Origin of the sequence: Psychrobacter sp. JB385 (assembly GCF_900163785.1) — a bacterium.
In the GTDB taxonomy this organism is placed as follows: Bacteria; Pseudomonadota; Gammaproteobacteria; order Pseudomonadales; family Moraxellaceae; genus Psychrobacter.
The window spans coordinates 308,489-333,894 of record NZ_FUKN01000013.1; the positions used below are offsets into that span (position 1 = coordinate 308,489).

The 25,406-nt window shown below is 40.4% G+C and carries 25 protein-coding genes; 17 read left to right on the top strand and 8 right to left on the bottom strand.

Features of this window, described 5'->3' with window-relative positions:
• The 12 genes from CZ794_RS08570 to CZ794_RS08625 all read left to right on the top strand — a co-directional run bounded on the left by CZ794_RS08570 (position 1) and on the right by CZ794_RS08625 (position 11,636).
• On the top strand, positions 1-999 hold the full coding sequence (locus CZ794_RS08570) for a hypothetical protein (protein ID WP_087041185.1): 999 nt from the start codon (positions 1-3) through the stop codon (positions 997-999).
• A gap of 8 nt (positions 1,000-1,007) precedes the next feature.
• The gene (locus tag CZ794_RS08575) at positions 1,008-3,206 is read left to right on the top strand and encodes a hypothetical protein (RefSeq protein ID WP_087041186.1); all 2,199 of its coding nucleotides are present in this window, start codon (positions 1,008-1,010) and stop codon (positions 3,204-3,206) included.
• A 134-nt stretch (positions 3,207-3,340) separates the two neighbouring features.
• Positions 3,341-4,366, top strand: a complete 1,026-nt coding sequence (locus CZ794_RS08580; RefSeq protein WP_087041187.1) for a hypothetical protein — start codon at positions 3,341-3,343, stop codon at positions 4,364-4,366.
• A 274-nt stretch (positions 4,367-4,640) separates the two neighbouring features.
• Complete coding sequence (locus CZ794_RS08585; RefSeq protein ID WP_087041188.1) at positions 4,641-4,928, top strand: AlpA family transcriptional regulator; 288 nt, start codon at positions 4,641-4,643, stop codon at positions 4,926-4,928.
• Positions 4,929-4,930: 2 nt separating this feature from the next.
• The gene (locus CZ794_RS08590; RefSeq protein ID WP_087041189.1) at positions 4,931-5,176 is read left to right on the top strand and encodes a helix-turn-helix domain-containing protein; all 246 of its coding nucleotides are present in this window, start codon (positions 4,931-4,933) and stop codon (positions 5,174-5,176) included.
• Between the two features lie 2 nt (positions 5,177-5,178).
• A complete protein-coding gene (locus CZ794_RS08595) occupies positions 5,179-5,679 on the top strand; it encodes a KilA-N domain-containing protein (protein ID WP_087041190.1) in 501 nt (166 codons plus the stop codon).
• Positions 5,676-6,290 carry a hypothetical protein gene (locus tag CZ794_RS08600; RefSeq protein ID WP_087041191.1) on the top strand — a complete coding sequence of 205 codons (615 nt, stop codon included), beginning with the start codon at positions 5,676-5,678 and terminating at the stop codon, positions 6,288-6,290. The genes CZ794_RS08595 and CZ794_RS08600 overlap by 4 nt, the downstream gene beginning before the upstream one ends.
• A complete protein-coding gene (locus CZ794_RS08605; protein ID WP_087041192.1) occupies positions 6,283-6,885 on the top strand; it encodes a hypothetical protein in 603 nt (200 codons plus the stop codon). The genes CZ794_RS08600 and CZ794_RS08605 overlap by 8 nt, the downstream gene beginning before the upstream one ends.
• 4 nt (positions 6,886-6,889) lie before the next feature.
• Positions 6,890-7,120 carry a hypothetical protein gene (locus CZ794_RS08610; RefSeq protein ID WP_087041193.1) on the top strand — a complete coding sequence of 77 codons (231 nt, stop codon included), beginning with the start codon at positions 6,890-6,892 and terminating at the stop codon, positions 7,118-7,120.
• 106 nt (positions 7,121-7,226) lie between these two features.
• The gene (locus CZ794_RS08615) at positions 7,227-9,347 is read left to right on the top strand and encodes a DUF3987 domain-containing protein (protein WP_087041194.1); all 2,121 of its coding nucleotides are present in this window, start codon (positions 7,227-7,229) and stop codon (positions 9,345-9,347) included.
• Positions 9,348-10,012: 665 nt separating this feature from the next.
• Positions 10,013-10,501, top strand: a complete 489-nt coding sequence (locus tag CZ794_RS13985) for a hypothetical protein (RefSeq protein ID WP_143515711.1) — start codon at positions 10,013-10,015, stop codon at positions 10,499-10,501.
• A gap of 931 nt (positions 10,502-11,432) precedes the next feature.
• Positions 11,433-11,636: a hypothetical protein gene (locus tag CZ794_RS08625; RefSeq protein ID WP_087041195.1), complete on the top strand. Its 204-nt coding sequence runs from the start codon at positions 11,433-11,435 to the stop codon at positions 11,634-11,636.
• A 400-nt stretch (positions 11,637-12,036) separates the two neighbouring features.
• On the opposite strand, the gene CZ794_RS08635 is transcribed toward CZ794_RS08625, so the two are convergent.
• Positions 12,037-12,336: a hypothetical protein gene (locus CZ794_RS08635; protein ID WP_087041197.1), complete on the bottom strand. Its 300-nt coding sequence runs from the start codon at positions 12,334-12,336 to the stop codon at positions 12,037-12,039.
• A gap of 393 nt (positions 12,337-12,729) precedes the next feature.
• Between CZ794_RS08635 and CZ794_RS08640 the strand changes: the two genes are divergently transcribed.
• Together CZ794_RS08640 and CZ794_RS08645 are read left to right on the top strand one after the other, a co-directional pair.
• Positions 12,730-13,578, top strand: coding sequence for a hypothetical protein (locus CZ794_RS08640; RefSeq protein WP_087041198.1), 849 nt, complete (start codon positions 12,730-12,732; stop codon positions 13,576-13,578).
• Entirely contained in the window at positions 13,579-14,085 is a 507-nt protein-coding gene (locus CZ794_RS08645) for a hypothetical protein (protein WP_087041199.1), read from the top strand.
• A gap of 43 nt (positions 14,086-14,128) precedes the next feature.
• Here the strand turns inward: CZ794_RS08645 and CZ794_RS08650 are convergent, their stop codons facing one another.
• The 7 genes from CZ794_RS08650 to CZ794_RS08685 all read right to left on the bottom strand — a co-directional run bounded on the left by CZ794_RS08650 (position 14,129) and on the right by CZ794_RS08685 (position 23,383).
• Positions 14,129-14,551 (bottom strand): hypothetical protein, encoded by a 423-nt coding sequence (locus CZ794_RS08650; protein WP_087041200.1) that lies wholly within the window; start codon positions 14,549-14,551, stop codon positions 14,129-14,131.
• Complete coding sequence (locus tag CZ794_RS08655) at positions 14,536-14,832, bottom strand: excalibur calcium-binding domain-containing protein (RefSeq protein ID WP_087041201.1); 297 nt, start codon at positions 14,830-14,832, stop codon at positions 14,536-14,538. Before CZ794_RS08655 ends, CZ794_RS08650 begins: the two co-directional genes overlap by 16 nt.
• A gap of 830 nt (positions 14,833-15,662) precedes the next feature.
• Positions 15,663-16,430, bottom strand: a complete 768-nt coding sequence (locus CZ794_RS08665; protein WP_087041203.1) for a GerMN domain-containing protein — start codon at positions 16,428-16,430, stop codon at positions 15,663-15,665.
• 366 nt (positions 16,431-16,796) lie between these two features.
• Positions 16,797-17,558 (bottom strand): hypothetical protein, encoded by a 762-nt coding sequence (locus CZ794_RS08670; protein WP_087041204.1) that lies wholly within the window; start codon positions 17,556-17,558, stop codon positions 16,797-16,799.
• A 17-nt stretch (positions 17,559-17,575) separates the two neighbouring features.
• Positions 17,576-19,921, bottom strand: a complete 2,346-nt coding sequence (locus CZ794_RS08675) for a glycoside hydrolase family 73 protein (protein ID WP_087041205.1) — start codon at positions 19,919-19,921, stop codon at positions 17,576-17,578.
• Positions 19,918-20,469 (bottom strand): hypothetical protein, encoded by a 552-nt coding sequence (locus CZ794_RS08680; RefSeq protein WP_087041206.1) that lies wholly within the window; start codon positions 20,467-20,469, stop codon positions 19,918-19,920. Before CZ794_RS08680 ends, CZ794_RS08675 begins: the two co-directional genes overlap by 4 nt.
• Complete coding sequence (locus CZ794_RS08685; RefSeq protein ID WP_087041207.1) at positions 20,450-23,383, bottom strand: DUF2345 domain-containing protein; 2,934 nt, start codon at positions 23,381-23,383, stop codon at positions 20,450-20,452. The genes CZ794_RS08680 and CZ794_RS08685 overlap by 20 nt, the downstream gene beginning before the upstream one ends.
• A gap of 213 nt (positions 23,384-23,596) precedes the next feature.
• Here CZ794_RS08685 and CZ794_RS08690 point away from each other — a divergent pair, with 213 nt between their 5' ends.
• From CZ794_RS08690 to tssB, 3 genes are all read left to right on the top strand, one after another.
• The gene (locus CZ794_RS08690; RefSeq protein ID WP_087041208.1) at positions 23,597-24,061 is read left to right on the top strand and encodes a hypothetical protein; all 465 of its coding nucleotides are present in this window, start codon (positions 23,597-23,599) and stop codon (positions 24,059-24,061) included.
• A 142-nt stretch (positions 24,062-24,203) separates the two neighbouring features.
• Entirely contained in the window at positions 24,204-24,866 is a 663-nt protein-coding gene (locus CZ794_RS08695; RefSeq protein ID WP_143515712.1) for a hypothetical protein, read from the top strand.
• A gap of 27 nt (positions 24,867-24,893) precedes the next feature.
• Entirely contained in the window at positions 24,894-25,406 is a 513-nt protein-coding gene (gene tssB / locus CZ794_RS08700; RefSeq protein WP_087041210.1) for a type VI secretion system contractile sheath small subunit, read from the top strand.

The window sequence follows — 25,406 nt, forward strand, 5'->3', positions numbered from 1 at the left end:
ATGGCAGCATATCAAGGCACCAAACTGTCAGACGGTACGCCACTCAATGTAGCAGTTTACAAGGCTTATCGAAACGCGGGTTTATCACACAGTCAAGCATTAGGTATTACCGCTGAGGTTGGTCGCGAGAACAGTTTTAGAGCAGATATATTGTTTGGAAATCACACCGATCCAGCCGCTAGCAGTAATGGCAAAAAGATAAGAAACTTGGGTATGTTGTCGTGGAATCAAGGCCGCGACAACATGCTTGAGGGGTTCCTGAAGCAAAAAGGCGTTATGAAAAATGGCGTTATGGAGCAAACCCAAGCAAATCTTAACGCACAAGCGCGGTTCAGCGTTCGTGAAATGAAAAGCAAGCGGTATGCAGGCGGGTTAAAGCACTTCTTTAACAACCCAAACGCAAGCCCTGATACTTACGCTAGAGAGCTTGGTAAGAACTATATTGTTTGGGCTTATGGTCAAGACACCATCAAAGCACAAGGCGGTGGCCGCAAGCCTTTTGACTGGAGAGCCAACGATAATAGGCGTAGAGGTCACTTAAATACCCTTAGCGGGATGCTAGGTGGTAATGCTAACTATCAGTCGCAGCCGCAACAACCATCATGGCAAGCCCCGTCATTTAGACCAGCATCAGAACTCAAACATGCGCCTGGCTTTACCATACCTGAATGGCAATCAGCATCAACTCTCAAAGGTGCACCGATAGAGCAAGAGTTTAAAGCTCCTGAATGGCAATCAGCAGAGTTAAAGTCCGTTAATGAGATGCAACCAGTCAATACATTCAAAGCGCCTGAGTGGAATTCATCAACAGAGCAAGAGGTTGAGTCACAGTCGATGTTTAAGGCACCTGAATGGAATCCTCCTATTGATCAGGAAATAGCTCAACAACCATCATTTAAGCCCCCTCAGTTCATGCCAGCAGAACAGCTACAAGTGTCAGAAAAACTACATATTCCGCAAACGCCCGAGCTTGAGTCTCAAGACTGGCAAACCTCATAGGTGACATCATGGCAGCAACAGATAAAAGATTAATAGCTAAGCTTATTGAAGCTAAGCGCTTAAAAGGAATGAATGATAAGGAAATCTTTGACGAGATTTTAAATCGTAAAGACGAATTTGGTGGCAATATTCGAGGTATGACCAGTGACTTTGAGTCATCTGGCGCCCCTAATTTTAGGGAGCAAGCTGCAAAAGTTATTGGCTTAGATATTAAGCAGATCAAAGGTAACTCACAGGTAGGTTCAGGTAATAAAGATGCAACCGTTGTTGATAAGATTAAGTCTTATGGTGTGAGTGCTGCAACGGGCGTAGGTAATGTCGGCGCAGGTCTATTGCAACCGATTGCTATTGCTGGCGATACAGTCAACAAAAGCATCAACAAAGTATTTGGCACCAACCTAGAGACCGATGCAGAGGCGCAGGTACGAGCCGACAACAAGGCACTTAATGCTACGTCTGATAGGTATCGACTGGCAGCCAATCGTAAAGGGGTTGATATTCCAAAGTTTGGTGGTGAAGTTGCAGCTACAGCACCAGCATTCCTTACGGGGGCAGGTGGCTCAACAATGGGCGCAAGAGCTTTGGATCAAGGATTGAGAGGCGCAGCAGTTGGTGGATTGCAATTAACGCAAGAGGGTGACGACTCAAATCAACGTCTTTACAATATGGCAGGAGGTTTTGCAGGTGGCGCAGTAGGTCAAGCAGGTGGTGAAGTTGTAACGAATGTTATTGGAAAAGGTGTAACAAGAAGCGTAAATGCCATCAAAGGTAACAAAGCACCAAAGGCGCAAGCTATTGATGACCTAGGTAAGCAGTATGGTGTCAGAATGTCAGTCGGTGACATTAAAGGTGGCGGTATTATTAAGAATACAGAAACGCACCTTGAGCGCGTACCCGTAGTTGGACTAAGTAAGTTTAGAACAGGTCAACATGCAGAGGCGCAAACAGCCGCCAAAGGCGTGGTAAGAAAGTTAAAAACAGTTGCTGATGACGTTGATTTTAAGGCTATTCCCCAGATTGAGAAGGCGGCGCAGCAAGGAGATAAAAACGCTTCTCGTATCTTAGGTGTTGTTAATGATGCGGGAGATGACACTGGTAAGCTATTACAAGCCAGCCTAGAGGTGCAAGCATGGCGCAAAAGTGCGATTGCTACGAAGTTGTATGACAAAGTAGAAAAAGAAGTTGTTAAGTCGGGTAATGATATTGTACAACCCACAAAGACACGCGCTGCTATTGTCAGTGAGCTCGATAAGCAAGCCGCCTCTATATCGCCAAACAAAGTAGTGGTTCGTGAATTAACAGAAATGCTTGACAATATCGACGATGCTGCAAAGCCTAAGACGTTTGGCAATATGCGAGGATTACGATCAACGCAAGGTAACTTAGCAGAGGAATACGGCAAAGGCACAGGTAAGGGTGATGCTTACGCGTCTAGCGTGTTTGGACGCTTACGCACAGCAGCAGAAGATGACTTATCATCATTTGCTGCTAACTCGGGCAATACAGGTATTAAAACAGCATATAAAAAAGCAGATAAGTATTATGCTGGCGTGATGCGCGGTAAAGAGAAATCATTTGCTAAAGCCACACAAAGCACCACACCTGATCAGATTTATCGCAATTTCGTGAAAGCAGGTAAAGGTGATGGTGCTAAAAATTTTTACAATGCCCTTGACCCTAAAGGACAGGCTACCTTACGCCTACAGATGGCAGAGGAAGCAATCGGTAAGGCATGGAATGAGACGATTGAGGCGTTTAGTCCTGCTAAATTCGCAGGCGAGTTTGAGCGCATGGCAGAGCCTTATAGCCGAATCTTTAAAGGTGATGACAAAAAACAAATGGACGGGTTCGTTAAACTTATGCGTCATGTTGAGCGTGCAGGTCAATTTAAAGAGAATCCGCCTAATGGTGTTCGATTGACAGATATCGCACTAGTTGGAGGTGCGATTGCAAGTCCGAAAACGGCAGTGGCAGGTGGTGGTGTGGCTTTACTTGCTAGAACACTTCTAACCACAAAAGCAGGTAAGAACTTACTGTTAGCAGCTGATAAGCTGCCAAGCAATAAGCAAGCGGCAATGGACAACCTCCTAAAAATTGCAGCTAAGGCATCGGCAGCAGCAGGGACTAAAACAGGCCAAGAAGTTTCCAACAAGGTGGCTGGAACGAAAGTAAATGAGCAAGATAGCAAGTCACTAACGTCATTCTGATTTCTGAGCCTTAATGTTTTATTTATATTGCTTGAGTGATCGTTATAGTAAGGTTCCTGTAATGGAATAAATGTTGGTAATATGGATAGTGCTAGGAACGACAGCTAGCACTATCCACTTTTAAAGGTTAATACATGGAATATCTACTACTAGCTATCGGAATCCTTGCTGGTATTTTTGCTTTAGCAGTGTTGGGCTATTTGGCAAGAGTGCTTTGGCGATTTGGCAAATATTTGAAAGCTAAGGCGCCTGCGCTTTGGTACATTTATAGTGGTTTTTGGATTTTATCATTATTGATTGTTTTAGTAGTGATTTTTGGGGGTGCTGTTAGCTTTTATAATCAGGAGAAAGCCAGGAAAGCCAAACATACCTTTTTAGAGTCTAATTCAAAACTCATAGATAGTGCTGCAAATGACTTTGTTGAGCTAATGTACTTATCTGAGAGAACGTTTTATATCGGCTCTGATGTTGATGAATTAGCATCGTGCATACCAAGTCTCATCGAGTTGGAAAAAAAATATGATAACAACAATGGCGGGTATTTCGATCTAAGCTACATAATTATAAATCGAGCTGAAGAGCTGGGCGACAAGTCGACACCTTGGAACAACCTGACTCAAAAGGAAAGAGATAGGATATCTTTAAAGATTATTGATTGCGATAAAGCATTAGGGTTGCTGACTGATGATGAATATGAAAGACAGAAAAGACTTGCGTTAGTAAAAATACAGCCCATACCTAAAAATGAAATAGATAGAGAAATTGAACGATTACGAAACACTGGTATGAGTGATGCGGAAATCATGGATGCACTACTGATCCATAAAGATTTTGGAGCAAACTTACAACTTATTGCTGAACGACTTGAAGACACAGGCTCAATAGATCCTTTATATGGTGTTGGTAACCGTATCGGTTTGAATACGCATGATGTAGGACCATTAGCTGGCATGGTCAAATTGCAATCAAGACTTGATGAGTATGATGCGCGTGCAGAAGCTACAAGAGAAGACATAGCCAACTTAAATACTATTCCAACAATTGATTATAACCAACACAAGAGCACTCCTGCTCCTGCAGTGAATATTGAAAGGCCAGAGGTCAGCAAAGAAGATTATGATTTGGCTATTGAGGAGGAAGATGCGACAGTGAGCGAATAATGGACGTGCCAGCATTTGCACAGAGCTTTAAATTAGTAAATAGATAAACAGAAAAGTTAATAAGTAGAAGAACAACCCGCCTTTGAGCGGGTTTTTATTGGTCATAATACTGCCATTGAGCAGTTTTTTTGTGTCTGCTAAATGAAAAAAGTTATCTACTATAGATAACCTGCTATCTACTATAGAACTTTGAACCTCTTATAACCCCTAATCTAACCTTATAAGTCGTAGCGCACCGTTATGACGCACAAGGCAACTATACGGAGTTATAAGCATGTCAAATACAGAAAAACCAGTTATCCATTTTATTGATAACAATTCAGAAAATACCGCACAAGCCAATTCAATAGATAGAGCAAAATATCTACCACCGCAAGGCATGAGCCGTGCAAAGGATATCTTACCGTTCTTGCCATTTAGCAATACAACACTTTTCGAATGGTCCCGTGACGGCCGTTTCCCAGCACCAGTAAAACTCTCATCTAATATGACCGCGTGGCGCAATGCTGATGTGATTGCATGGTTAGAAGGACAAGCCAACTCTATAAATGATGGAGTGTAATAATGACTACTACACGGCAAACAAAGCAGACTTATAGCCAACTTATCCATAACCACATGTTAGAAGGTAAAAGCATTTCAAACATGGAAGCTTACGACCAGTACGGTATGACTTGCTTCTTACAGCGTGTTAGTGACCTACGCGCAGCAGGTGTAGTTATTCAAGATGAAATGGTCACACAGAATGGGAAGCGGTTTAAGCGATATTGGATAGACCAACCAGCACCACAAGCAGCAGAGGGGGTTTAATCATGCTTACTATCTCAAACAGCACCATAGGTATGAAAGATGGGCTTTACTCACTCAATGACTTGCATAGGGCCAGTGGCGGTGAGAAAAAACACAAGCCAGCATTCTTTCTGAGAAATGACAAAACCAAGGAGGTTGTGAGCGAGTTGCGAAATAGTAACTCGCTTGAAAACATAGTAAGGGTAAAGCGCGGGGGTGAAGATCAAGGTACATGGGTATGTAAAGAATTGGTCTATTCTTACGCCATGTGGATAAGCGCAAAGTTTCACATCGCAGTCGTACAGACTTTTGACGCAGTAGCGAGCGAGTATCAGAGACTTGATAAGCGGCTTGATAGACTGTGTAGAGACTTAGATGCTGTAACTATAAATCTTAGTAATGCTGGACGCTTTCTTAATATCGGTGGCAAACAGCTTAAACCTCAATTGCAGCGCAGTATTAATGACACGCTTAAACAAATGCAGCCTAGTCTTGAGCTCGTAGAGGGAGGTAATAAGTCATGAGTGATAATCGTACCAAACCCAATGTAAAGGGCCATCACGGAGCAAATTCGAGTCTAAATGACATGTATTCGAGCGTAAAAGCACAGAATTCGAGCCTACATAGTATGAATTCGAGTTTTGATAGCAGCATTTTAAATATGTCTGCTAAATCAAAGGAATCCACTAAAAATCGACTAGATCCAAGACGTAAAAAAACTGATGTAACAGGGGTTATTACCCATTTTTTGACTTTTAATAATAGTGAAAGGCAGTGCTTTACAATCAGTGCTAACAGCAGTTACTATAGAGGTCTCTCAAAACTTAACAGCGACTTGCCAAGTCGTAAACCTTTGGCTTTTTTTGTGCCTGATAATAGTGCGGACTCTCAAGCTGTCTCTATACAATCAAGCACTGCCCTAAGAGCGCATTTAAGCGTATCAAGGGGGCAAACCATCATATCTATAGCAAATCACTTGCTAACCGACTATGACGGGTTGACGCTGCAAAATAAAATAGCCGTAAGGCGAATATGCGGGGCGGTCACTGTTAAGACCGAGAGTAAGACCCGTCACCCTATACATTTGTATAGCGTGGCACATACTCAAAAATTAACAGGAGGCTATCATGCCTAATTCTACCCGTACGACCTCAAGCACCCAAGCGACTGCCAACACTACACTAGCCACATTCAAGGCAGGTGATAGCGTTCTGTGCCCATCATTAAGCATTAATCCTTTTGTTCTGAGCAACAACACGCGCAGTAAGCGTAACTTGCTGTCACTGACTCATGATGGCAGTTACTTTTACTATGATGAAAAAGGTTATTTTGTCCCAGCATGTGACAAAGAAACAGGCGATTATCAGCCCTCACTATTCCACGACACGCCAGCTAATAGAGCAGCCATAACCACCTTGTATGCCGTTCCCGGTAAAACCGCAATAAAGCTTATAGACCTAACCGATCATGACGATGATGAAGTTATTCTAATGTCGTCCTGCATGTTGTCCGATACTGCTTGTGAAGTCTTGGGCGCTGCTGAAGTCATGCACGATATTGGTCAGCTACTCTACCTAATCTATAACGAAGAGATATCTCCTAATCAAGCCAAGTCAATGGCGCGCCTTGCGCACGATACTACTGACAGATGGGATAGCATTCTTTCACACCTACTCGATACGCTAAATAAGCCACTAGAACAGACTGCGTTTGGCAAGGTAGAAGGTTAAGAACATGAAAACTATCCAGCAATTAAGACAAGATCATATCGATAGCAAAATGGGCGAACAAATCCACCTAGATTGGTTCGATGCTTTATTCACTACTATCAAAGATGATCTTAGAAGTGGTGATATTCACAAAGCACAAAAACTTGCAGACATTGGGCAATATTTAGCACAAGACTTTCAGCATTACTCTGAAGATGAGCTGGCTGGCCTAATTGCTGAAAAGGGGGAGTTATGAAGACTTACCCAACGAAGCAAAGTCGTAAACACGCTAAGCGCAAAAGCTATTACAAGAAGTATAGAGAGCAGCGCAAGCCTAAACAGTCGCAAGCAAGGGGGACTAGATGACCACCTCAACACAACCAAGCACCCATGAAAAAGCCCGCGCATTTAGCGCAGGCTTTGAAATGATAAGTAGGTTTAACGCAGCCCCACGGCAAGGGCTGTCAAATGACAATACGCTACTAAAATTATATAACCTATGTGAGCAGTTAGGCATACAAGATAAGCTATTGCACATTGATAGCAATATTACCATAACCACGGGCTTTGATACAGGCACAATAGCGCCCACGGCTGGCACGATAGGGCTGGTTTTGAGTAACAACCAAGATGAACCAGTGAGCCTTGCTAGCGTCAAACCTAGCAGCAATCAAAAATCTTTAATCATTGATCGTGTGCAACCGTCAGCGTTAATCATTGGCCCATTAGACGGCACCCGTGCGCTGATAGCCGTTGATAACTTAGATGACGCAGTAATGCTCGCTCAATGCTTAATAAAGGACAATGCTACGATACTAGCATGCCTTGACAGCCTGTTATTTAATGGCATGGTGAAGCATTTTGCTGAAGTCGCACCCGTTACTATTTTTACTACAATAGATAAGAAAGAAAATGTGTGTGAACCGCTGGCAGGTGCAAACGTCAAAGCGGTTATCACTGTTTTTGATGTGCTGCTACAGTTAGAGAACGGCGCTACCTATGCTGATATCCTAGCCGATAACGATACAACCATACTCGATCTACAAAGCGAGATATGGCCAACACCTGAACCATTAGCTAATGACCCTAGTAAACCGACCCCATACCCCATAGATGCGTTCACAGGCTTACTAAAGCATGTTGTTAAGGCGGTAGCATACTACACACAAGCACCAACAGCCATTGCAGGTCAGTGCGTTTTAGGGGCATTGGCACATATGGGGCAACGCTTTATTGATGCACCCATGGGGCACGGGCACATGCCAGCCAGCTTAATAATGATAACAGAGGGTGAGAGTGGGAGTGGTAAGTCATACGCAATGAGCTTAACTCACTTCAAAATAAAGGAATATGAGAAACAGAAATATGCAGATTATTTAATTAGCCTATCATCATGGGAAGGCAACGTGGCTATGTTAAAAGGTAAAGAGCTTGCCGAATTTTTGGACGACAACCCGAAACCGCAAAGCCCTAAAACCATGTTTAAAGAAGCCACAATAGAGCCGATATTAGACAAATTCGTTGAGGGCAGTATCAGCAATGCATCATGGACAACAGACGAAGCAGGGCAGTTTTTCAATGGTTACACTATGAAAGGTGATACCGCTGGCAATGCTTTGTCAGCATTAACCACCCTTTACAGTGATGGCGAGGTATCAAGGTTACGCTCGCAAAGGTCGGCCCGTTCAACCCCTTACACTGATGCTTATGACGTACGCATGACGCTATTACTCCAAGGGCAGCGTATTATCTTGGAACCAGCACTAGCCGACCCTCTAATGAATGGACAAGGGTTTTTAGCTCGGGCCTTGATTGCCTGTCCTGATGACACACGGGGCAAACGAACCTTGAACAACCTTCAGCGTAACAATGAAAGCCCTTACGATAACCCCCACTTAATAGACTACTGGTCACGTTGTCAAAGCTTACTTGATCCTATGCCAGCCAATCTACCAAATGACAGCACAGGTGCACCTAAGCGCATTAAAATGCAGTGGGCAGATAATCATACGAAACAAATCTTTAGTGACTTTGCCCAGGCGATAGAGAACCGCCAAGCTAAAGGGCAGACGTTAGAGTATTTAAAGGCGTATGCTTCACGGATGGCAGAGAATGCTAGTCGCATAGCGTCATTGATGGCATTTTTTGATGGGCGTAATACGATCACTACAGATGATATAACACGGGCGTTTATGTTAGTTGAGTATTCTACAGCCGAACGCTTACGATATCTTGATGCAACCCCAACAGGTGAGCAGAACGACAGTGAGAAGTTAAGTAGCTGGCTAGTGGATAAAGCGAGGGGTAAAAATCCACCAATGTTAAATCGTGCTGACGCTTACAATGGCGCACCTAAGCCAATGCGGAAAAATAACAAGGTGCTGCAAAATGAGTTAGATAACTTGGAAAGTATGGGACATATCAGACAAAACAAAGAAGGACAAAGAAAGATTATCGAGATAAATCCTAAGCTTTATAAATAATATTCTTACCTAAAAACGTGCCTTTTTTGCCTAAATGCCCCTTAGACCTTATAGCTAGGGGGTTTTATTTAGTAAAGGTATCTGCCTAAGCGTGCCTTTTTTGCCTAAACCATCCTAAAAACATGGTCATTTAGGCACAATAAAGGCAATTTAGGCATGCTTAGGACGGAGGTGTTACTAAATTAATGCTATGAGTAGCAAGGCTTACAATCAATTTAGGCAGTTTAGGCACGTTTTTCAGGTACAAAACTATATTGGCAGACGTTTAGTGCCTGCCTTTCCTCACAGTGTAAAGAAACCCTAAGGTTTCCCTAAGGTTTTAGATAACTACCTGTTAATGATTGTTAATCTTTTGAACTGACCACCATCAATTGTAGAACCCCGCAAAACCCAACATTTAGAATCAGCAGGTACAGCCTCCGACTTGTCAAAACTGTACATTTAACGCGCCAGCAATACTCACATCTATTCATACATACCCTAATTGAATTTCTTGAGTCCATAGCAGGGCCATCAAATAACAAGATAGATAGGCTCAACATTGAGCGTATTAGCACGTTCCCCAATAGGGGTTATGCTCAAGCAGCTAACCTCAGTCTGAGGTCATGATATTATTAAGATTATAATTTGCTTAATGATTTAGATAACCTTGAGAGATAGCCACCATGCCAGCAATAGCTACAGCGTCAAATCTTAGTAATCACCCAAAACTAAAAATCTCGCGCTATCGTGATCAATTGACACGCAAAAGGGTTGAAGGCGTACAAGTAGACTATGAGTACCGCGGTAAGAAGTACAGCTATAGCATCAGACTATCGAGGACAGCATGTAACTATGGTGGAAATCGTAATTGGTGGTTATGCCCATCATGCACGAAACGCACAAGCGTACTGTATTGCGCTGGCTTGTACGTTTGCAGGCATTGCATAGGTGGCAAGTATGGCTCACAGCTTGAGCAACCTATAGACAACTTATTTAGACGTTTAGATCGGATTAGAACGCGTCTAGGCTGGCAAGACGGCATCGCTCATGGCATTGGTGAACGACCTAAAGGGATGCACCGCAGCACGTATGACAGACTAGTAAACGAGCATGAGCAGCTAACAGCTAAGGTATGGCAAGCGTCACTTGATAAACTAGGGTGTACCAGTTGAGATTAAGAAGTATGACTAGACTATATGATCCAATGATTGATAGGAGCACATCGTAAGATACCTAATTTAAATAGGTAATTACTAAAATGAATGCATTTAAGATTTATACAGTTATGTGAATAAGATATGCAAAAAAAACGGTAGTTGCGCACACATTTGAGCGTATTAGGGCGTAAACAACTTAACACCTTAATGGGTATCGTAGAGTTTAGGACACCCCTTGTAGCAAGGGCAAAACCTAACAAAACCTAACATCGAAAACCTGTCAAAACCTGTTATTCAAAATCAATTTGCACCGCCTTACATGTTGTCATTTGTCAACATTAGCAGACCATGCCGACTTGACAAAACTTGACATTGAAAACCTTATAAAACCTTACATTGCTAACTAAAGCTAATATGACAAAACCTTACATTGAAAACCAACTCAGATACCGCTAAACGCTGAAATAGATGCCCCCAAGTTTGGGGTTATCTAGTTTTTGGACTCCGTAAAAAGGAGTGGTTTTCGGAAATTATAAACAGTGTTAACAACGAGTTGTTGGACACGTTAGGGGGAGTTTATGGAACAGTACGCACACGCGCGAAGCAATCACCAATTACAGGGGTTTTCGAAGTCCATAAAAAGAGATAGTTTCGGGACAGGTATCGAGACAGGTTAAGGTTATGGGCACAGTACGCGTACGTGTATAGATTATTCCAATGCTAGCTAGGTTTTCGGACATCTTAGAGAGATAGACGCATCCAGATTTGGATGCATCTATCGTGAGGAGGGTCAGCATACCTTAGACATTATGACACCTAATATGGACGTTCACCCAATGGGTGAGGGATAATGAGACTCAGAACTACTAGCTATCAATTGAGTTTGTATATCACACCGAGATGTTCAACAAGGCATTACAATTAAACTGAAATAGGAATAATCAATATGAAAGGTATTTACTACACTACTCAAGATATTAAAGATATATTCCAATGGAAGTCGAGCGATACGATAAAGCAGCGTCAAAAGTCTGGATTTTTACCTAAGCCGGACATTAAGGGTCGACCTAATAAATGGCTTAAAGTTAAAATTGACGCTATTGTTGGAATCGATACTGATCCAGAAATACAAGACAAGCTGACAAAGTAGCTATGAGTCATTCGGTACCACTCTCCAATTATGGATAGTGAATCTTGCTTAGACTCCAAACCTGACCAAGATTCACCGCAACTCAGTTGGCAGGCATGTATTACGGGGTTTACGGACTTAGTAGGAATACCCTCTTGCCAGCAGCTGCAACCCGATGCAATTAGCTTCAACTTGATGCAGTACATCCACAAGAGGGTCGCATTTCAAATGTCACCCTTCCCCAAAAATGAAGAGGGGTTGATAGGGTTCGTCATCATAACGAACGGTAAATGAACTTCCTCGAATTGAGGATGTCAGAAGTAACTAAAGCATGCTCAAACTTGAGCAGGGCTGGCGAGTTGATAGCACTGTCCAGTTTTAGATGGTGGTACCAGAGTTAATATAAGGATATTCGTGAGGACTAGATCTCTAATAACTGGCGTATGTCACGCATACGCCAATAAGCTCTGCCATTGATGCGCTTTGGTTGTATAGGCCCATTGCTTTGACTTGACCAGTTACGCAACGTGGCAACGCTATAGCCAAGCATGCTTGCAGCATGAATGTGATTGACGTGTGGTGTGCCTGCGTGAATTGCAGTGTGTACTAACTTTTCACCATCATAGCGCAACACCTCATAAGCCCATCTGACAAGCTCATGACCACGCCTACCACTAGCTTTCAGTGCTTCAATGTCTATATCAGTTTCAATCGTTGCCATAAGTTATTACCTTTCGAGCCAGTCTTAATCGTATTAGTTAATACGGAGAGAATCAATATGATATCGATACTGCTCACGATTATAAATATTAATTGGCCAATAAAAATCCGCTCAAGGCGGGTTGGGTGATGGGGTAGGCAATAAAAAACCCGCTTCTATAATAGTTTTTTAAAATAAGCAGAAATAACGCTCTACTAGCATGAAACCCTTCAAAAATACAGGGTTGACACGAACAAATATAAGTGCTTTGTGAATTGAATAAAGTGTTGTTAGGTGCTACTATTCGCTGATTAAAGCTGATTAAAGCTGATTAAAGCTAGACAACTGCCCTTATGGGCGTTTCTTCGTATCTGGACTATCTATGAAGAAGTATGGATGCAATAGGGGTTAATCATGGCACCACGTCAACCTAAAACTAAAGAGGAAGCTCTTCGGTCTTTATTAAATGACCTTATCGAAGAGTACCTGTTAAATCAAGAAGGTATCGTAACAGCAAATGATTTTGCGCTTCAGGGGGTTTTGAAAAAAGCGGAGAAGAATAAAGAAGGCGGACTAGATTCTTACTACCTTGTTAAGGCGCTGGTTAATGTTATACAAGGGCGCTTAAATACTGCGGAAGGAGAGTTTAAGAAAGCTCTTCGTATATCACCCAACGACCCTGTTATTCTTACTAACTATTCAGTAGCATTAAGGCTTTTAAACAAAAACAATGAGTCTAATAGAATCTTAATCAAAGTAATTAAGGAATTTAAATTTTTTGAAAGTAGCATGCTGAATAACATTTTATTCAACTCGATTCCTGAGCTAGAAACAAAATACCTTCAAGAGGTGACTCAGTATCTGGAAACGGACAAGATGAATGGCACTATAGACAGCTTAATTTCACTGAAAGGAGATTTACAAGAAATTGATATTTCTTTTTCAGAGTTTAAAGAGGTTATTGAGTTGTTGCGATTTATGGTCAGCAAGCGAACTAGGCAGCAATTTATACCTCGGTTTAGTATAGATAATGGCCTAGATAGACATTTAAAAATAGAAGTTTTCTTGAATGTTACTACACAGGAAGCTGCCGAGTTAAACTCAGAATTTACCACTTATTTCGTGGATTATATTTTTGATAACGAACGTCACGATCTGTCAGGTAAATTTCTAGTTTTTTTCAAACAACAGAAGAGCCGTTATGATGGTACTGAGAATCCAGACGCCTTATATTTAGGTATAAATGAAGAGCTGGTGGCATAGATGGCTGTAAATGTTGAAGATATTTATAAGCAAAAATATGCAATAGATGGCATCAGTCTTGAACCTACAGAGTCTTACGAAAGACTAAAAATTACTCGGGGTTATTATGCAGCATTTTTATATGCCAGAGAGCTAATCGATACTGATGACTCTTTAGAGTGGCACTTCCACCATCCAAATTCTAAAGATCCTAAAAAAGATCGTTATGGATCTCATCAAAAAGTATCGATGAGTTTGATTCATTCGAAAATCAGGATTTTACATGAGGTTGGTCAGACACTGCTGCTTTACCATGAATTAAGAAAAAAATCAGACTACCGTCTAAATCTTAATATCACTCCTGATGACATAACAAATGCAGAAATCTATTTTAAGTCATGTAAGGAGCGCATTGAGTTTTATATTAAGAATGGCGACCAGCACTTCACCCAGGCTAAAAAAGTTATTGAGGTTACAGTGAGTTCTACTGGTAGAAACCAGATTAGCAAGTTAAAGGTTTTAAAATAAAATACCTCTACATCAATTGTACAACAAGGCATTCGTGATCCATTTACGTAATGCCTTTTTTATTGTCACCAATCCTTCTTAACAACCAAATCTGTCTCATCCGCTCATCACACACTTTCAACCCAACCTCTCTAGCTTCACTCAAGTCAGCACCCTTCTTAACGCTATAAGGCACGTTTGGAGTCATAACCGCTTGCTTTAGAGACTCAACAGCTGCTTTATTCAGCGGAGTGCCGATAGAAGAATCATCAGCAAAACCTGCTGGCTCAAAATATACAGCAGGACCAAACTCTGGATGAATACCACATGATATCTCACCATCCACAGTAAAGGGGTAGGGTGTATCATGATCAGCACCCCAAAACGTTTGATTTACTGCAACGAAGCCCGCGCCATGATTCTCATCTTGAACAGGAGTGCATGCAACTACCAATAAAGCAGTTAATGTGATTAACCACCAGGGCATATCGATTCGCATGGTACTCCGTCTTTGTCTCTATCTAGTCTAGTGTTACCACACTTCAGTGCCTGCTTAGCTTGCTCACAGTTAACCATCTGACCACAGACACTTGGTAGGCCTTTGCACTGCGAACCACCAGCACCTTTGGCAAACAGTGGATGATCGACTTCGACAGACTCTTTCAAGACTGTATTACCTTGAAAAGGATTGTCTACCGTTGTGATTCCAGCATTGGACGACATGGCGAACACAGATAGTGCCGCGGCTAGTATTAAGTTTTTCATCATTGACAACCTTCAATTAATTTATATTCAAATATGAGTGGATCAATAATGCTTGCCAGCAGTAGCTGACTAATATAATACATTCTGAATTAGATGCCACCTCAATGCACGCAAATTCGCTCACATCTATTTTTATGAAATTTTTCGCAAGACTACAAAGCGTTATCTGAATCATCATCTTTCTTGAAAAACCAATGGTAAAAGTAATATATAGCTACAATTACGAAAAGCAGCCCGAAATACTCACCGAGTATCAAACTAATAAGTTGGTAGATAGCAAATACAAATAAAAAGTACCAAAAACCATAACCCAAAATTAACATTGCTCTCATCATTAAACCCTCATTCTTAATTTTGATAGTCATACCATTGAGAAAGCTCTAAGTCGTGCAATAGTGCTAATAGAACACTGTGAGTTAACATTAATGTTGAATCATAAATTATAGTACCAAATGCTAGCCACGAAATCGCCACCATAGCTGCAAACGTATTAGCCATGTGTGGAATGCTAGTAAATGGGCTTAGAGCCTGTATAAGCGTAATCAATGAGCTGAAAGCTAAGCGAACAAGGTAAAGTTGTCACAATCAATTACAAAATATTATTGAACCGATGCAGTAGGATTAGAGGTGATTTTTAACGAAAATCGATTGTTGGTATTATGGTTGGTATCGTCTATTATTAAATTATTAATAATGTTTATTATCAAATACTTATATATATAGTTTAGTTTCCGCCATCTCCACCAAATATTAAAAATCCGATCACTTAGGTGGTCGGATTTTTTTTGATTGAATTTTAAATATAGATAATTAATAGACAGTTAAGATAGAAATTAAAAAGGGCACTCTACAGGCTCTTCATTATCGAAAAAGGTTATTTGATAATTATAAGAGTTATTGACGCATATTTCTGTTGAATCAACTGTATTAAACTGTTCTGCGGTCATTCTTATAGATTGGTTAAAGTCTATTATCTGTTGGGACGACCGCAAATCTGTGGTTAAATCATTAGCGGTAAAGTTAATCTTAGCTATATTATCTTCAATCTTGACCGTAAAACTATTATTACCAAAGTTATTTGACTCAAAACCCAAGTTTTTCTCTTCTACCGCTAAACCATTTAGATATTCCTGAATAGCATTTTTGAGCGGTGCAGCTTTATCTACAAATCGGATAATATATGAAGTATCATCCAAGTACTGATTATTAAAATATACCTTAACTGCTATCTTGTTTCTTACTACCTGACTGTTTTTATCTCGGAGGTATTTTTTATAGTTGTAGTTATATATATAAGATAACTTGGGATTAGCTTTAATAGTTGATTTTGTAGCAAACCCCCATAGGAATGGCTTAGAGCAACTGTCTTTATTACAAATTAGGTTTAAAATTTTATTTCCATCTGATAACTCTACTCTAGAATTTGGAAAAACTTTAGCCTTGTGTTTCTGATTCTTATAATATATTTCGGTAGTTGCAAAGAAATTATACTCAACTGGTGAAAGTTCTTGGGCCTCTATAAGCGAAGAGTAGGTCTCATAATCTTGAATTTCTATCGCTTCCTTAAATTTTTTGGAATCTTTCCAGTAAGTAAATACCATATTATCTTCGACATCTAGATTAAACTGTGCGCAGTTTAATCTAGATTGAGATATTTTAATGATTGTGGTTGAGATGAAGTAACATCTTTATCAGTAGTCTGAAGTATAATTGGATATTTTTTATCTTCTGGATTACTGCAACTTGCGACTGTAAAAGATACTACTATTAATAAAATTTTATCAAAATTTCTTTTCATCTCTTATTCCTCTGGAAATCTTGTATCAAACGTAAATTAGCTATTAGGGCAAGAGTGGATGAGGAATGGACAAGCCCAGCTTTTTAGTTATTGCCCAACTAGCATTCTAGAAAAAAAGACAATTAAAAATGATAAAGTCTGTCTCGTGGAAACAGCGCTATTACAATAGCTATCTTAATTTGTTCACATCTTGAAAATATATAACGTTTCCACTAGAACATTCATAGTAAAAGTGAAAGCCTACAGCTATATTTTTTTCAAAAAATTCGTCAGCTATCTCTTCATATTTTTTTATATAATTTTCGCAGTCGACCTTATAACCATCATTTGTTTGTATAAATTTGATAGTTTCATGAGTAGGTATTTTGTTACCTGCTAATAGGCTACCTATTTCTAGTAAACCGGACTTATTAGCTAAAGTGTTAAGTTTATTGTTTATATTAGCATTGTCGTAACTTCCCATGTAGTCTGAACCCATGACCTGTTCAATAGATTCGGTTTCAAAAGACAAATCTGATTCTTCAATTTCTTTCAATTTTGACCAAGATCCAACTGCTCTGTAGTCTTCATCTAGAAACTGTAAACTATAAAGGTAGTAAGTATTATCCTTAGCTAATAAGTAGTACGTAGATTCGTTTGAATCCTGATTTTTAGATAGAAAATATTTCCCATCAATTTTTTTAGGATTAAAATTTTTGCAAGTTTTGTCTGAACCACATTTCTTATTAGAAAAATAAATACCTGTTGGAATACCTGTACTTATATCTGCGTCTATGCCCGTGTCGATATCTGAGGATGATTGAACAGTATTTGTTTCTAACTTCGAGTTTATGCGACTGCCTTTATGGACGTCATCTTTAGGAAGCTGAACAGTGGTGTCGCTACAAGCTTGTAAAGCTAAAATGACCAATAAGAGTAGAGTTTTTTTCATAAGATATAGCTTCTTATCTATTGAGGTATTTCGAGGTGAAAAGCTGGTTCAGCTTTGTCTCTTAGAGGAGATATAAAACTTGAAAGCTTACCCTGTTTAAGAGCTGCATCACAAATTTCTTGGAATCTTTTCTTTTGCGCATTAGTAGTAAACCCATTACTATTGACACCTAAATCAATAATATTTTTTTTAGCATAAGTATCAAAACTAACACAATGCTTCGATACCCTCTGACCTTTTTTATCGTATTCTAAAATCTTAGATACCATATTTTTAAGGATTTGATTTTTGCCTAATCCTTTTTTTATACCGCTTTGGCAGATACGAGTTACTTCTGCTCCTGGTGGAGCATATCCAATCACTTTACCAGCAGCAATATTATTGTACATTGCACTAGCTTGTTCTTCAGGGGTCCTTAATGTGCTTGTTATATATATTGTTTTCATTCCATATTGAGAAGCAAGTTCACGCAGAATATTTTTAGATTTTTCAGTAACAACATTAGTTCTCTGTGTCTTAAATTTAATCTCAATATTTGGTATTTTAGGCTTCTTAGCCTTATAAACATAAGCAACGCTATTTTTATCACTATTAGCGACAATAGTCCCTTTTTTCACTTCCTTACCATTCTCGTTGACTAGAACTACAATACTAATACCTACATCTGAATCGTGTGTACGGCCTCTTGTACCATCACTACCTGTAGTAGCTGAGTTTTTGCCATACTTAGTAGATTGCGTCCAATAAGTTAATCCTGACAAAGGCTTATCCGTTGCTTCATCTAAAAACTTAATAGTAATCTTTGCTTGATCTGTTTTAACTTCATGTGTTGGCCCTTTTTGAGTTATCTTATCATTGCGTATGACATTACCTTTATCAACGGGGCTTGAAGTATTAGGTTTTGTGCCATTAGGTTTTTGAGCTGAAGAAGGGTTATTGGATGATAAATTACTAGCAGAGCTTGCTGAACTGCTAGAACCTTTAATCAGTTTACCTGTATCGAATGTCCATTCAGTCGCACCTTCAGTGACAATGTTTCTCGTAAATTTATTTGCTGCTATATGAATAACTTTTAGTTGCTGTCCTGCTAGTGCTGTTACAGTGGCTATGCCTCTAGCATTAGCTTTTCTAATCTCAGAAGTGCGACCGCGATAGACGGTTTTAAACGCATAATTAGGTATAGGTTTTTTAGTCTTATCAATGAATTTGAGCTGCAGCGTTACCACTGGGACTTTAAGTACTTTAGTCTGTCCATTTAAATCTCCTGTGACAGGAAAAGCCATACTGTAAATAGACTGTTTCTTGCCACCGTCATCGTCAAGATAGACGCTGATAGATTGGCTGACATCTGCTTTGATGCCTGATTCAACACCTGAGCTGTCGGTTTTATGGGGTTTGATGTTGTTCTTGTAGTCAAGGTGATAGGCTGTGTTTGGTAGTGGTTTGCCAGTATCGCCTTCTACTAGTTTTATGTTGAAGACGACTTCATTCTTTATATATTTTTCATTCGTATTAGCTTGCTTAATATCATCAATTTCAGTTTTTGGACTGCCATTTTTCTTTACGTTTTTATTACTTATATGTTTAACTGTTTTCGTCACGAACTTGTCATTAGTAATATTGACTTCAATCGCTAATTTTCTCTTATTAGCAACCGAATACGAAAACTCTTTATTATTAAGATTAAGATTTATTGAACCATTGATATTAGATGTTATTCCCTCTATGATCCCTTTGCTATTAGTTTTTTTGTCAATATAATTATTGCCATCAGTTTTTATGAGAACCTTAGTGTTTGCTAATAGATCACCGCTTGCACCTTTTTTAAATATAGCTGCAGTGATTGTACAGTTTGCTTTTTCTTCCGCACGTGCTATAGCTTTTCTCATAGTTGGACCAAAAACTCCTAAAAGTAATTCAGCATAGATTAACTCACCAGTCTTTTCGTCTGCGTGTGTTGCATATCCAGCATCTTCAAGAGCTTGTGCTTCTTTTTCAAAATTTCCTATAATGCCTTGGCTAAATACTTTAGAGTATCTAGGATTTCTTTTCAAAAAGTCAACTCTGTCGTAGATGGCTTCTTCTAGCGAGTCAAAAACAGGAAACTTAGAGTTCTCGTACCTACCACTACTTTTTTTTCCCTCCCACACTTTGAAAGTTTTAGTTTTCCCTTTCCACTTACTATCGAGTTTGATATTAAAAATATTATTAGTACCGGATAAGACTTTTTCACCCCATCCTGTCTCTTGAGCTGCCTGTGCTAACATAGTTTTCCAAGACATTCCTGTCTCGAATGAAACTTTTCTAATAGGACAGTAAATGTCAACGATAAAATTTAATTTATCTTCGTAAGTATAACTCATAGTATGTTTACACTAAATTTTTGATCGAAAGATGAAGTTATATTTTCATTATCTTCTTTTTTTTCTTTACACTTAATATTTATAGTTAAGTTAGATGTATTTAAAAAATCACCTCTTGAATGGTCAGGCATACAGCTCCAAGCTTGATTCAAGTATTTCTTTGGAATGAGATTGTTATCTTCATATAAATAAGTCGCTAAAGTCATTTGTGCAACTGACTCTGCAGGATGGTTTCGGTCTAGTCCTATGATAATTAAACCTTTATCAGTATTTAAGCACCCTACAACAATAGATTGCCAAAAATGATCAGGATCAGGTTCAAACTTCACCGTTTTTCCCATATAATCAAAATAGCTTATCCGCCCTGGTATGGTATCGTCAAAAACAGATTTAAACTGACATTCTGAATTTATTTCCATGGATTTTTTATTTTTTATTTCTAGATTGGGGATAGGCTTTTGAGCATTACATCCAGACAGAACGAGGGAAGTAATTAATATTGAGCAACTAAGCAAATTCAATTTAAAGTTAGCAACCATAGTCTTCATCTTCGTATTCATCTCCAAAATTTTCGTCAAGATCTAAATCTTTAATATCTATCTCTCTAATATTAACCGCGTCAAGCTCTAACTCAACTTTCTCAGCCTTATCACCAAATACTCTTAATGTCTGACCCTCTTCATCAAGTTGCCCTTCGATCTCTGTACCTCTTGTATGATTAATAAGTTTATAGCTAATACCTTGGTCTATTAAGTCTTGAGGAATAAGTTTTTTGAGATCAAACGCCTTACTAAATAACCCAGAAGTTGGTAAAGCAACCATCGGCGCGTTTACCTTAGCACCACCCACCAACTCTTTCTTCACCGCCTTAATCTTAATCGCTCCTGGGCATACAAGCTTAATCCCGCTGTCATCAAGCGTAATCGAAGCCCCCGCTGACGTTTGCAGCTTAATACGCTTAGGACTTGACACATTTACTTGCCCCGACTCACTGCCAATCGTCATCCCTTGTTGAGAGTGCAATTGCAGCTCGCCGCCTTGCGCTTGTATCGCCACAGGTTTGGTGTTGGCACTAATATGTATGCCTGACCGATTTGCTTGACCACCAATACCCGAGAGCGACTCAATCGTATCTGCCGTCAATGTATAATTGCCTGCCACCACCTCTGACTGCGTGCTGCCGGATTGTCTAACAATCGTCTTTGCTGTCCATAGCGTATTGCTACTCGATGTAAGAGTACTGTCTTTGCTGACTAGCATCACATCGGGCGCGCCCAAGACTTCCGTATTGAGTGTCTCATCGATCACTTGTGCCGTGGTTTTAAAAGCAGCTATTGATTGCCCCGCACGACTGAGCGCCTCGGTCGATTGCAGATGGGCTTGTTTGGCCTCTGCTAGCGTCTCACCCAGCTCAGCGCCTATTTTAAGCTGGCGTTGTCCGGCATCATTGACCCACGCCGACTCATGCTCTGATTGCGTATGTCTGAGTCCAAAGGTTGTGAGTAGCACGCCTGTATCGCCACTGATCTGTAGTCCGTGATCGGTTGCGACATTGACCCCTTGGCCACGGTCACTCGATTGATGATTGCTATAACGATGACGCAGTACGCCAAGCTCTACACCGTGTTCATCGGGGGCAAAGGTCGCCATCTTCGTGGCGGTTGGATTTTCGCTGTTTGCACTTGACCCAGTATTGACCGTCCACTGTAGTCCTACTTTGTTTGGCGTATCATCAAAGCTGAACGTCACCTCAGACTCAGCGCTTAGTCCATACTGAGCAATCCCCGATATCCAGCCGCTGTGAGTATCGTCCTCACTGATTTGCGAGTGTCCCAAACCATTGCCATGCCATCTAGGAGAGGTGCCGCCTTGTACGTTATGCCTATTAGATAAGCCCGCATCACGGGTCGTGATGTCCTGCTCATCCGTATCGCCCATACCGATACCGTCAAACAGTGACCGACTAATCACCGGACTGTCGATATCGCCGTACCAGTGACTAAGCAGGACGGGTTGTCCTATACGCGGGGCAAACTGCCAGCCATGCGTCGCGCCTGATGACAATTGTAATGAGCGTAGAGGCGGGGTGGTGCCATCATCATGCGGACTGATACCTGAGTAGACAGGGGTGGTGATGGTTTGGTGTAGGGTATCGTCAGTGATTTGTGAGCCGTAGCCTGGCGTGCCATCATCACCCGTACGGGCTTGAGTCAGACCGTGATAGGTGCTACTGACCAGCGATAGATGACTGGGATAAGGACAGTAAGGGATGGTGGCGTCAAGTAGGGTTGCTGTTACCCAAATACCCGTATCATGGGCAATGTCGTAGGCATGTTGGGGAAGAATTATGTCAGTAGTATTCACGATATCGTTTTGCATGCATTGTATAGTCTGCTCTAACCACTCTTTGATAAACGCCTTATGATGATAGGAGGTACTGTCGTTATCGGGCTCGATGCCGATTGTGATGGTATTTATACAGCGAGTCGTTAAGCGGCCAATCGATGGTATATCACAGATATCAACTGGGCTACCGACAAAAAGACCACGCATAGCGCCACTGGCTTGATAGCTTTCTCGCAGGCAACGATTAGCAGCTACCCATTGTTTAGCAAGTTTTATGGCAGACTCATCATTGGTCACTCGAGACGGTGCGCCAAGTAATACCGTGGTGTTATCTAGTGCTAAAGAGGAGTCATCAATCGCTTGCCCTTCATAAATAGTGTCATTAGCCAAACCATCTGCTCGGACCACCACCGTCTGACTACCGAGCTGCTGATTACTCATTTGTAGCGTATTCACACTGTCTTGACCAGATTGCACTGAGGATTGAGCATGGCTGTAGCTCAGTGGTAACAGCTCACTTTCATCTAATCCACCGACTAACCACCATGTTCCAATATCATCAGCTGAATCACCCGATACCCAAAAGGTAGACACACCAACATCAGCAAGCAGTCCAGTGACAAAGTCATAGTCACTGATATTTGACTGAGTGCGTATCGATAGCCTTTTAGACAAGCGTTCTGATGACAGTAGCACCTCAGAGACTTTCCAGGTCATATCATAGTCGCCAAGGATAGTCGTCACAATATCAAGAGTAGATTGGTTGATGAAGCTACGTGTATGGATGGACTGTGTTAGTTGCCAATCGGGACTGACAATTTCTAAAGTGTAGAAATGTATGGCACCGTCTGAATACTGATAGTTGACACCTTTTATCAGTCCCGTACGACAAGTGGCCGTGCGATTGGCTGAGAGCGTGCTCAGGCATACAGGTATATTGATTAAAGATAAACAATCGTTCGAATCTAAAAATATTTTAATAAACACTAGTATAAAAATATTATCGTTTTGATTGATACTGCTCGTTTCAGAAAATGCAAGTGGATAAAATATATCTTGTTCGAATAAGCTAGAATTAACGACAATACTGTGTAATCTAGCGGTTTTATAAGACATATTAAGCGTACCATCGTTACTATTTGGTATTAAGAAAATGAAACTATTTCAGAGATAACCCAATTATTTAATGAGAAAAGTATAGAGTTTATTGAAATTTTGTCAAGTATATGTATAATCGACCCCACGGAATTTTTGTTTATAGCAAACTTTAGTTCTATATAAATCCAATCTGACTGCCTTTTTTACATTTTTAGTGATGATATTGTTTTTATGAATTCTACTTACCGTAATAATTTTAAGGCAGCAAATCTGCTACTGCTCATACTTAGCCCAGCTTTACTAGCGATTGGTTGTAGTACAACAACGACGGAAAACAAACCACGTCAACTCAGCCAGCCCGTGATTGAACAGTTGAGTGAGCCGTCACTGATATATATGTTTGATACCAATGAGACGGATAGCACTAGTCCACGTAATATTGAGACGTGGGTAGCGATTGCCAAAAAAAACTACGAAGCAAAACACTATGCACGTGCATTGAGAGCAGCTGAGGAGGCTCTTAATATAAATAACCAAATGGTTGAAGCACGTCAGATTGCTATGTTATCAGCAGTCAAAATGATGGAAAGTAGTGTTGATGCTTATCACAATGATGATGTGATGGAAGATAGGGATAAATCGACATTTAAAAAAACGTTGACCAATATCACTACTCTGGTAAACGCATCTAATTGAATCCATTTTGAGTAGACAACGACATCCTTTTACTAATTATAACGAGCACCAACTTACGATGATCAGTATCAAAAGCAATATTAAAGTCAATTTTAAACTGACAAAAACCATGACAGCTGGCGTTTTAATAATGTGGTTGGCCATGAATACGTCGCATAGTGAGCTGGTAATACAAGAAAAGGATCCAAGTGCTAGCATCATTAATCAATTTGAGATGCTCAAAAACTCTGATGCAAAATCACCCCAATTACATCAATTCATCACAGAGTTAAATCAAAGAGTGACTCGCAACCCTAGTGACTCGTTGGCGTGGGAAATTCTGGCGCAGATTTATTATGACCATGACTATCATGCTTATGCCCTCTATGCCGCTAGTGAGGCAATAGATTTGGGTCAAAACACCGCTAAGCTCAAAAAAATATTGTTAAACAGTAGTGCTGTTGTCTCTCAAAACCAACTACAGTCAGACTACCTGACGGATGAAGTTGATGAGATGTTTTTAACCGAGTATCAGTATGCTTTGAGTAAAATCTATGGTGATGTCTATGGTTTTAACTATGATGAATCCTTACCAAAATCTCCAGCACCTTTTATAAAACCTAAAAAAGCTAAAGTGAAAAACAAGTCAAGAAGTCGGCCGCGTACAGTAGCAAAAAGACAAACAAAACCTGTTAAGCAAAAAGCAGCGATAAAGCGACCGTCACGCCAAGTACCAAAGGCAAAACCAGTCAATAAAGTGGTTAATCCGTCATCTCCTAAAAATAGCAATGCCAAATCCACTGATCCATTCAGTATATTACGTTGAAATTAGAAACTGCTGAGGCAACTTATTATGGCAAATCAAGACAGTGTGCAGAAAAAACTTGCAAAGGTACGTGCTCCTCGGGTGCATCTCACTTACGACGTCGAAGTTGGTGATTCACTTGAAACGAAAGAAATCCCCTTCGTAGTTGGAGTATTAGGAGAGTTTTCAGGAGATTCCAAGCTTGAGCAACCTCGTTTTAAAGACAAAAAATTTGTCGAAGTGGATTTGGACACCTTTGATGAGGTGATGTCAGGCTTAGCCCCTCGAGCCGCTTTCCGTGTTAGTAATGATTTGAGCGATAAAGGAGGCGAGTTTTCAGTTGATTTGGCTTTCAATAGTATTGATGACTTTCGCCCAGAAGCCGTTGCCGAGCAAATTGAACCGTTAAAACAACTGGTAGAGGCGCGCGATCGCCTAGCGGACTTACGCAATAAAATATCGGCTAATGAAAAGCTTGAAGACTTATTAGATGATGTGCTCAAAAACACAGAGCAAGTCAAAAAAATGGCAGAACAAAACCCAACTGAGGGTGAGGATTAA

Bases quoted from the DNA above. Each gene is read 5' to 3' on its own strand.
- CZ794_RS08570 (WP_087041185.1), top strand. From the start codon at position 1: ATGGCAGCATATCAAGGCACCAAACTGTCAGACGGTACGCCACTCAAT.
- CZ794_RS08575 (WP_087041186.1), top strand. From the start codon at position 1,008: ATGGCAGCAACAGATAAAAGATTAATAGCTAAGCTTATTGAAGCTAAG.
- CZ794_RS08580 (WP_087041187.1), top strand. From the start codon at position 3,341: ATGGAATATCTACTACTAGCTATCGGAATCCTTGCTGGTATTTTTGCT.
- CZ794_RS08585 (WP_087041188.1), top strand. From the start codon at position 4,641: ATGTCAAATACAGAAAAACCAGTTATCCATTTTATTGATAACAATTCA.
- CZ794_RS08590 (WP_087041189.1), top strand. From the start codon at position 4,931: ATGACTACTACACGGCAAACAAAGCAGACTTATAGCCAACTTATCCAT.
- CZ794_RS08595 (WP_087041190.1), top strand. From the start codon at position 5,179: ATGCTTACTATCTCAAACAGCACCATAGGTATGAAAGATGGGCTTTAC.
- CZ794_RS08600 (WP_087041191.1), top strand. From the start codon at position 5,676: ATGAGTGATAATCGTACCAAACCCAATGTAAAGGGCCATCACGGAGCA.
- CZ794_RS08605 (WP_087041192.1), top strand. From the start codon at position 6,283: ATGCCTAATTCTACCCGTACGACCTCAAGCACCCAAGCGACTGCCAAC.
- CZ794_RS08610 (WP_087041193.1), top strand. From the start codon at position 6,890: ATGAAAACTATCCAGCAATTAAGACAAGATCATATCGATAGCAAAATG.
- CZ794_RS08615 (WP_087041194.1), top strand. From the start codon at position 7,227: ATGACCACCTCAACACAACCAAGCACCCATGAAAAAGCCCGCGCATTT.
- CZ794_RS13985 (WP_143515711.1), top strand. From the start codon at position 10,013: ATGCCAGCAATAGCTACAGCGTCAAATCTTAGTAATCACCCAAAACTA.
- CZ794_RS08625 (WP_087041195.1), top strand. From the start codon at position 11,433: ATGAAAGGTATTTACTACACTACTCAAGATATTAAAGATATATTCCAA.
- CZ794_RS08635 (WP_087041197.1), bottom strand. From the start codon at position 12,336: ATGGCAACGATTGAAACTGATATAGACATTGAAGCACTGAAAGCTAGT.
- CZ794_RS08640 (WP_087041198.1), top strand. From the start codon at position 12,730: ATGGCACCACGTCAACCTAAAACTAAAGAGGAAGCTCTTCGGTCTTTA.
- CZ794_RS08645 (WP_087041199.1), top strand. From the start codon at position 13,579: ATGGCTGTAAATGTTGAAGATATTTATAAGCAAAAATATGCAATAGAT.
- CZ794_RS08650 (WP_087041200.1), bottom strand. From the start codon at position 14,551: ATGCCCTGGTGGTTAATCACATTAACTGCTTTATTGGTAGTTGCATGC.
- CZ794_RS08655 (WP_087041201.1), bottom strand. From the start codon at position 14,832: ATGATGAAAAACTTAATACTAGCCGCGGCACTATCTGTGTTCGCCATG.
- CZ794_RS08665 (WP_087041203.1), bottom strand. From the start codon at position 16,430: ATGGTATTTACTTACTGGAAAGATTCCAAAAAATTTAAGGAAGCGATA.
- CZ794_RS08670 (WP_087041204.1), bottom strand. From the start codon at position 17,558: ATGAAAAAAACTCTACTCTTATTGGTCATTTTAGCTTTACAAGCTTGT.
- CZ794_RS08675 (WP_087041205.1), bottom strand. From the start codon at position 19,921: ATGAGTTATACTTACGAAGATAAATTAAATTTTATCGTTGACATTTAC.
- CZ794_RS08680 (WP_087041206.1), bottom strand. From the start codon at position 20,469: ATGAAGACTATGGTTGCTAACTTTAAATTGAATTTGCTTAGTTGCTCA.
- CZ794_RS08685 (WP_087041207.1), bottom strand. From the start codon at position 23,383: ATGTCTTATAAAACCGCTAGATTACACAGTATTGTCGTTAATTCTAGC.
- CZ794_RS08690 (WP_087041208.1), top strand. From the start codon at position 23,597: ATGAATTCTACTTACCGTAATAATTTTAAGGCAGCAAATCTGCTACTG.
- CZ794_RS08695 (WP_143515712.1), top strand. From the start codon at position 24,204: ATGAATACGTCGCATAGTGAGCTGGTAATACAAGAAAAGGATCCAAGT.
- tssB (WP_087041210.1), top strand. From the start codon at position 24,894: ATGGCAAATCAAGACAGTGTGCAGAAAAAACTTGCAAAGGTACGTGCT.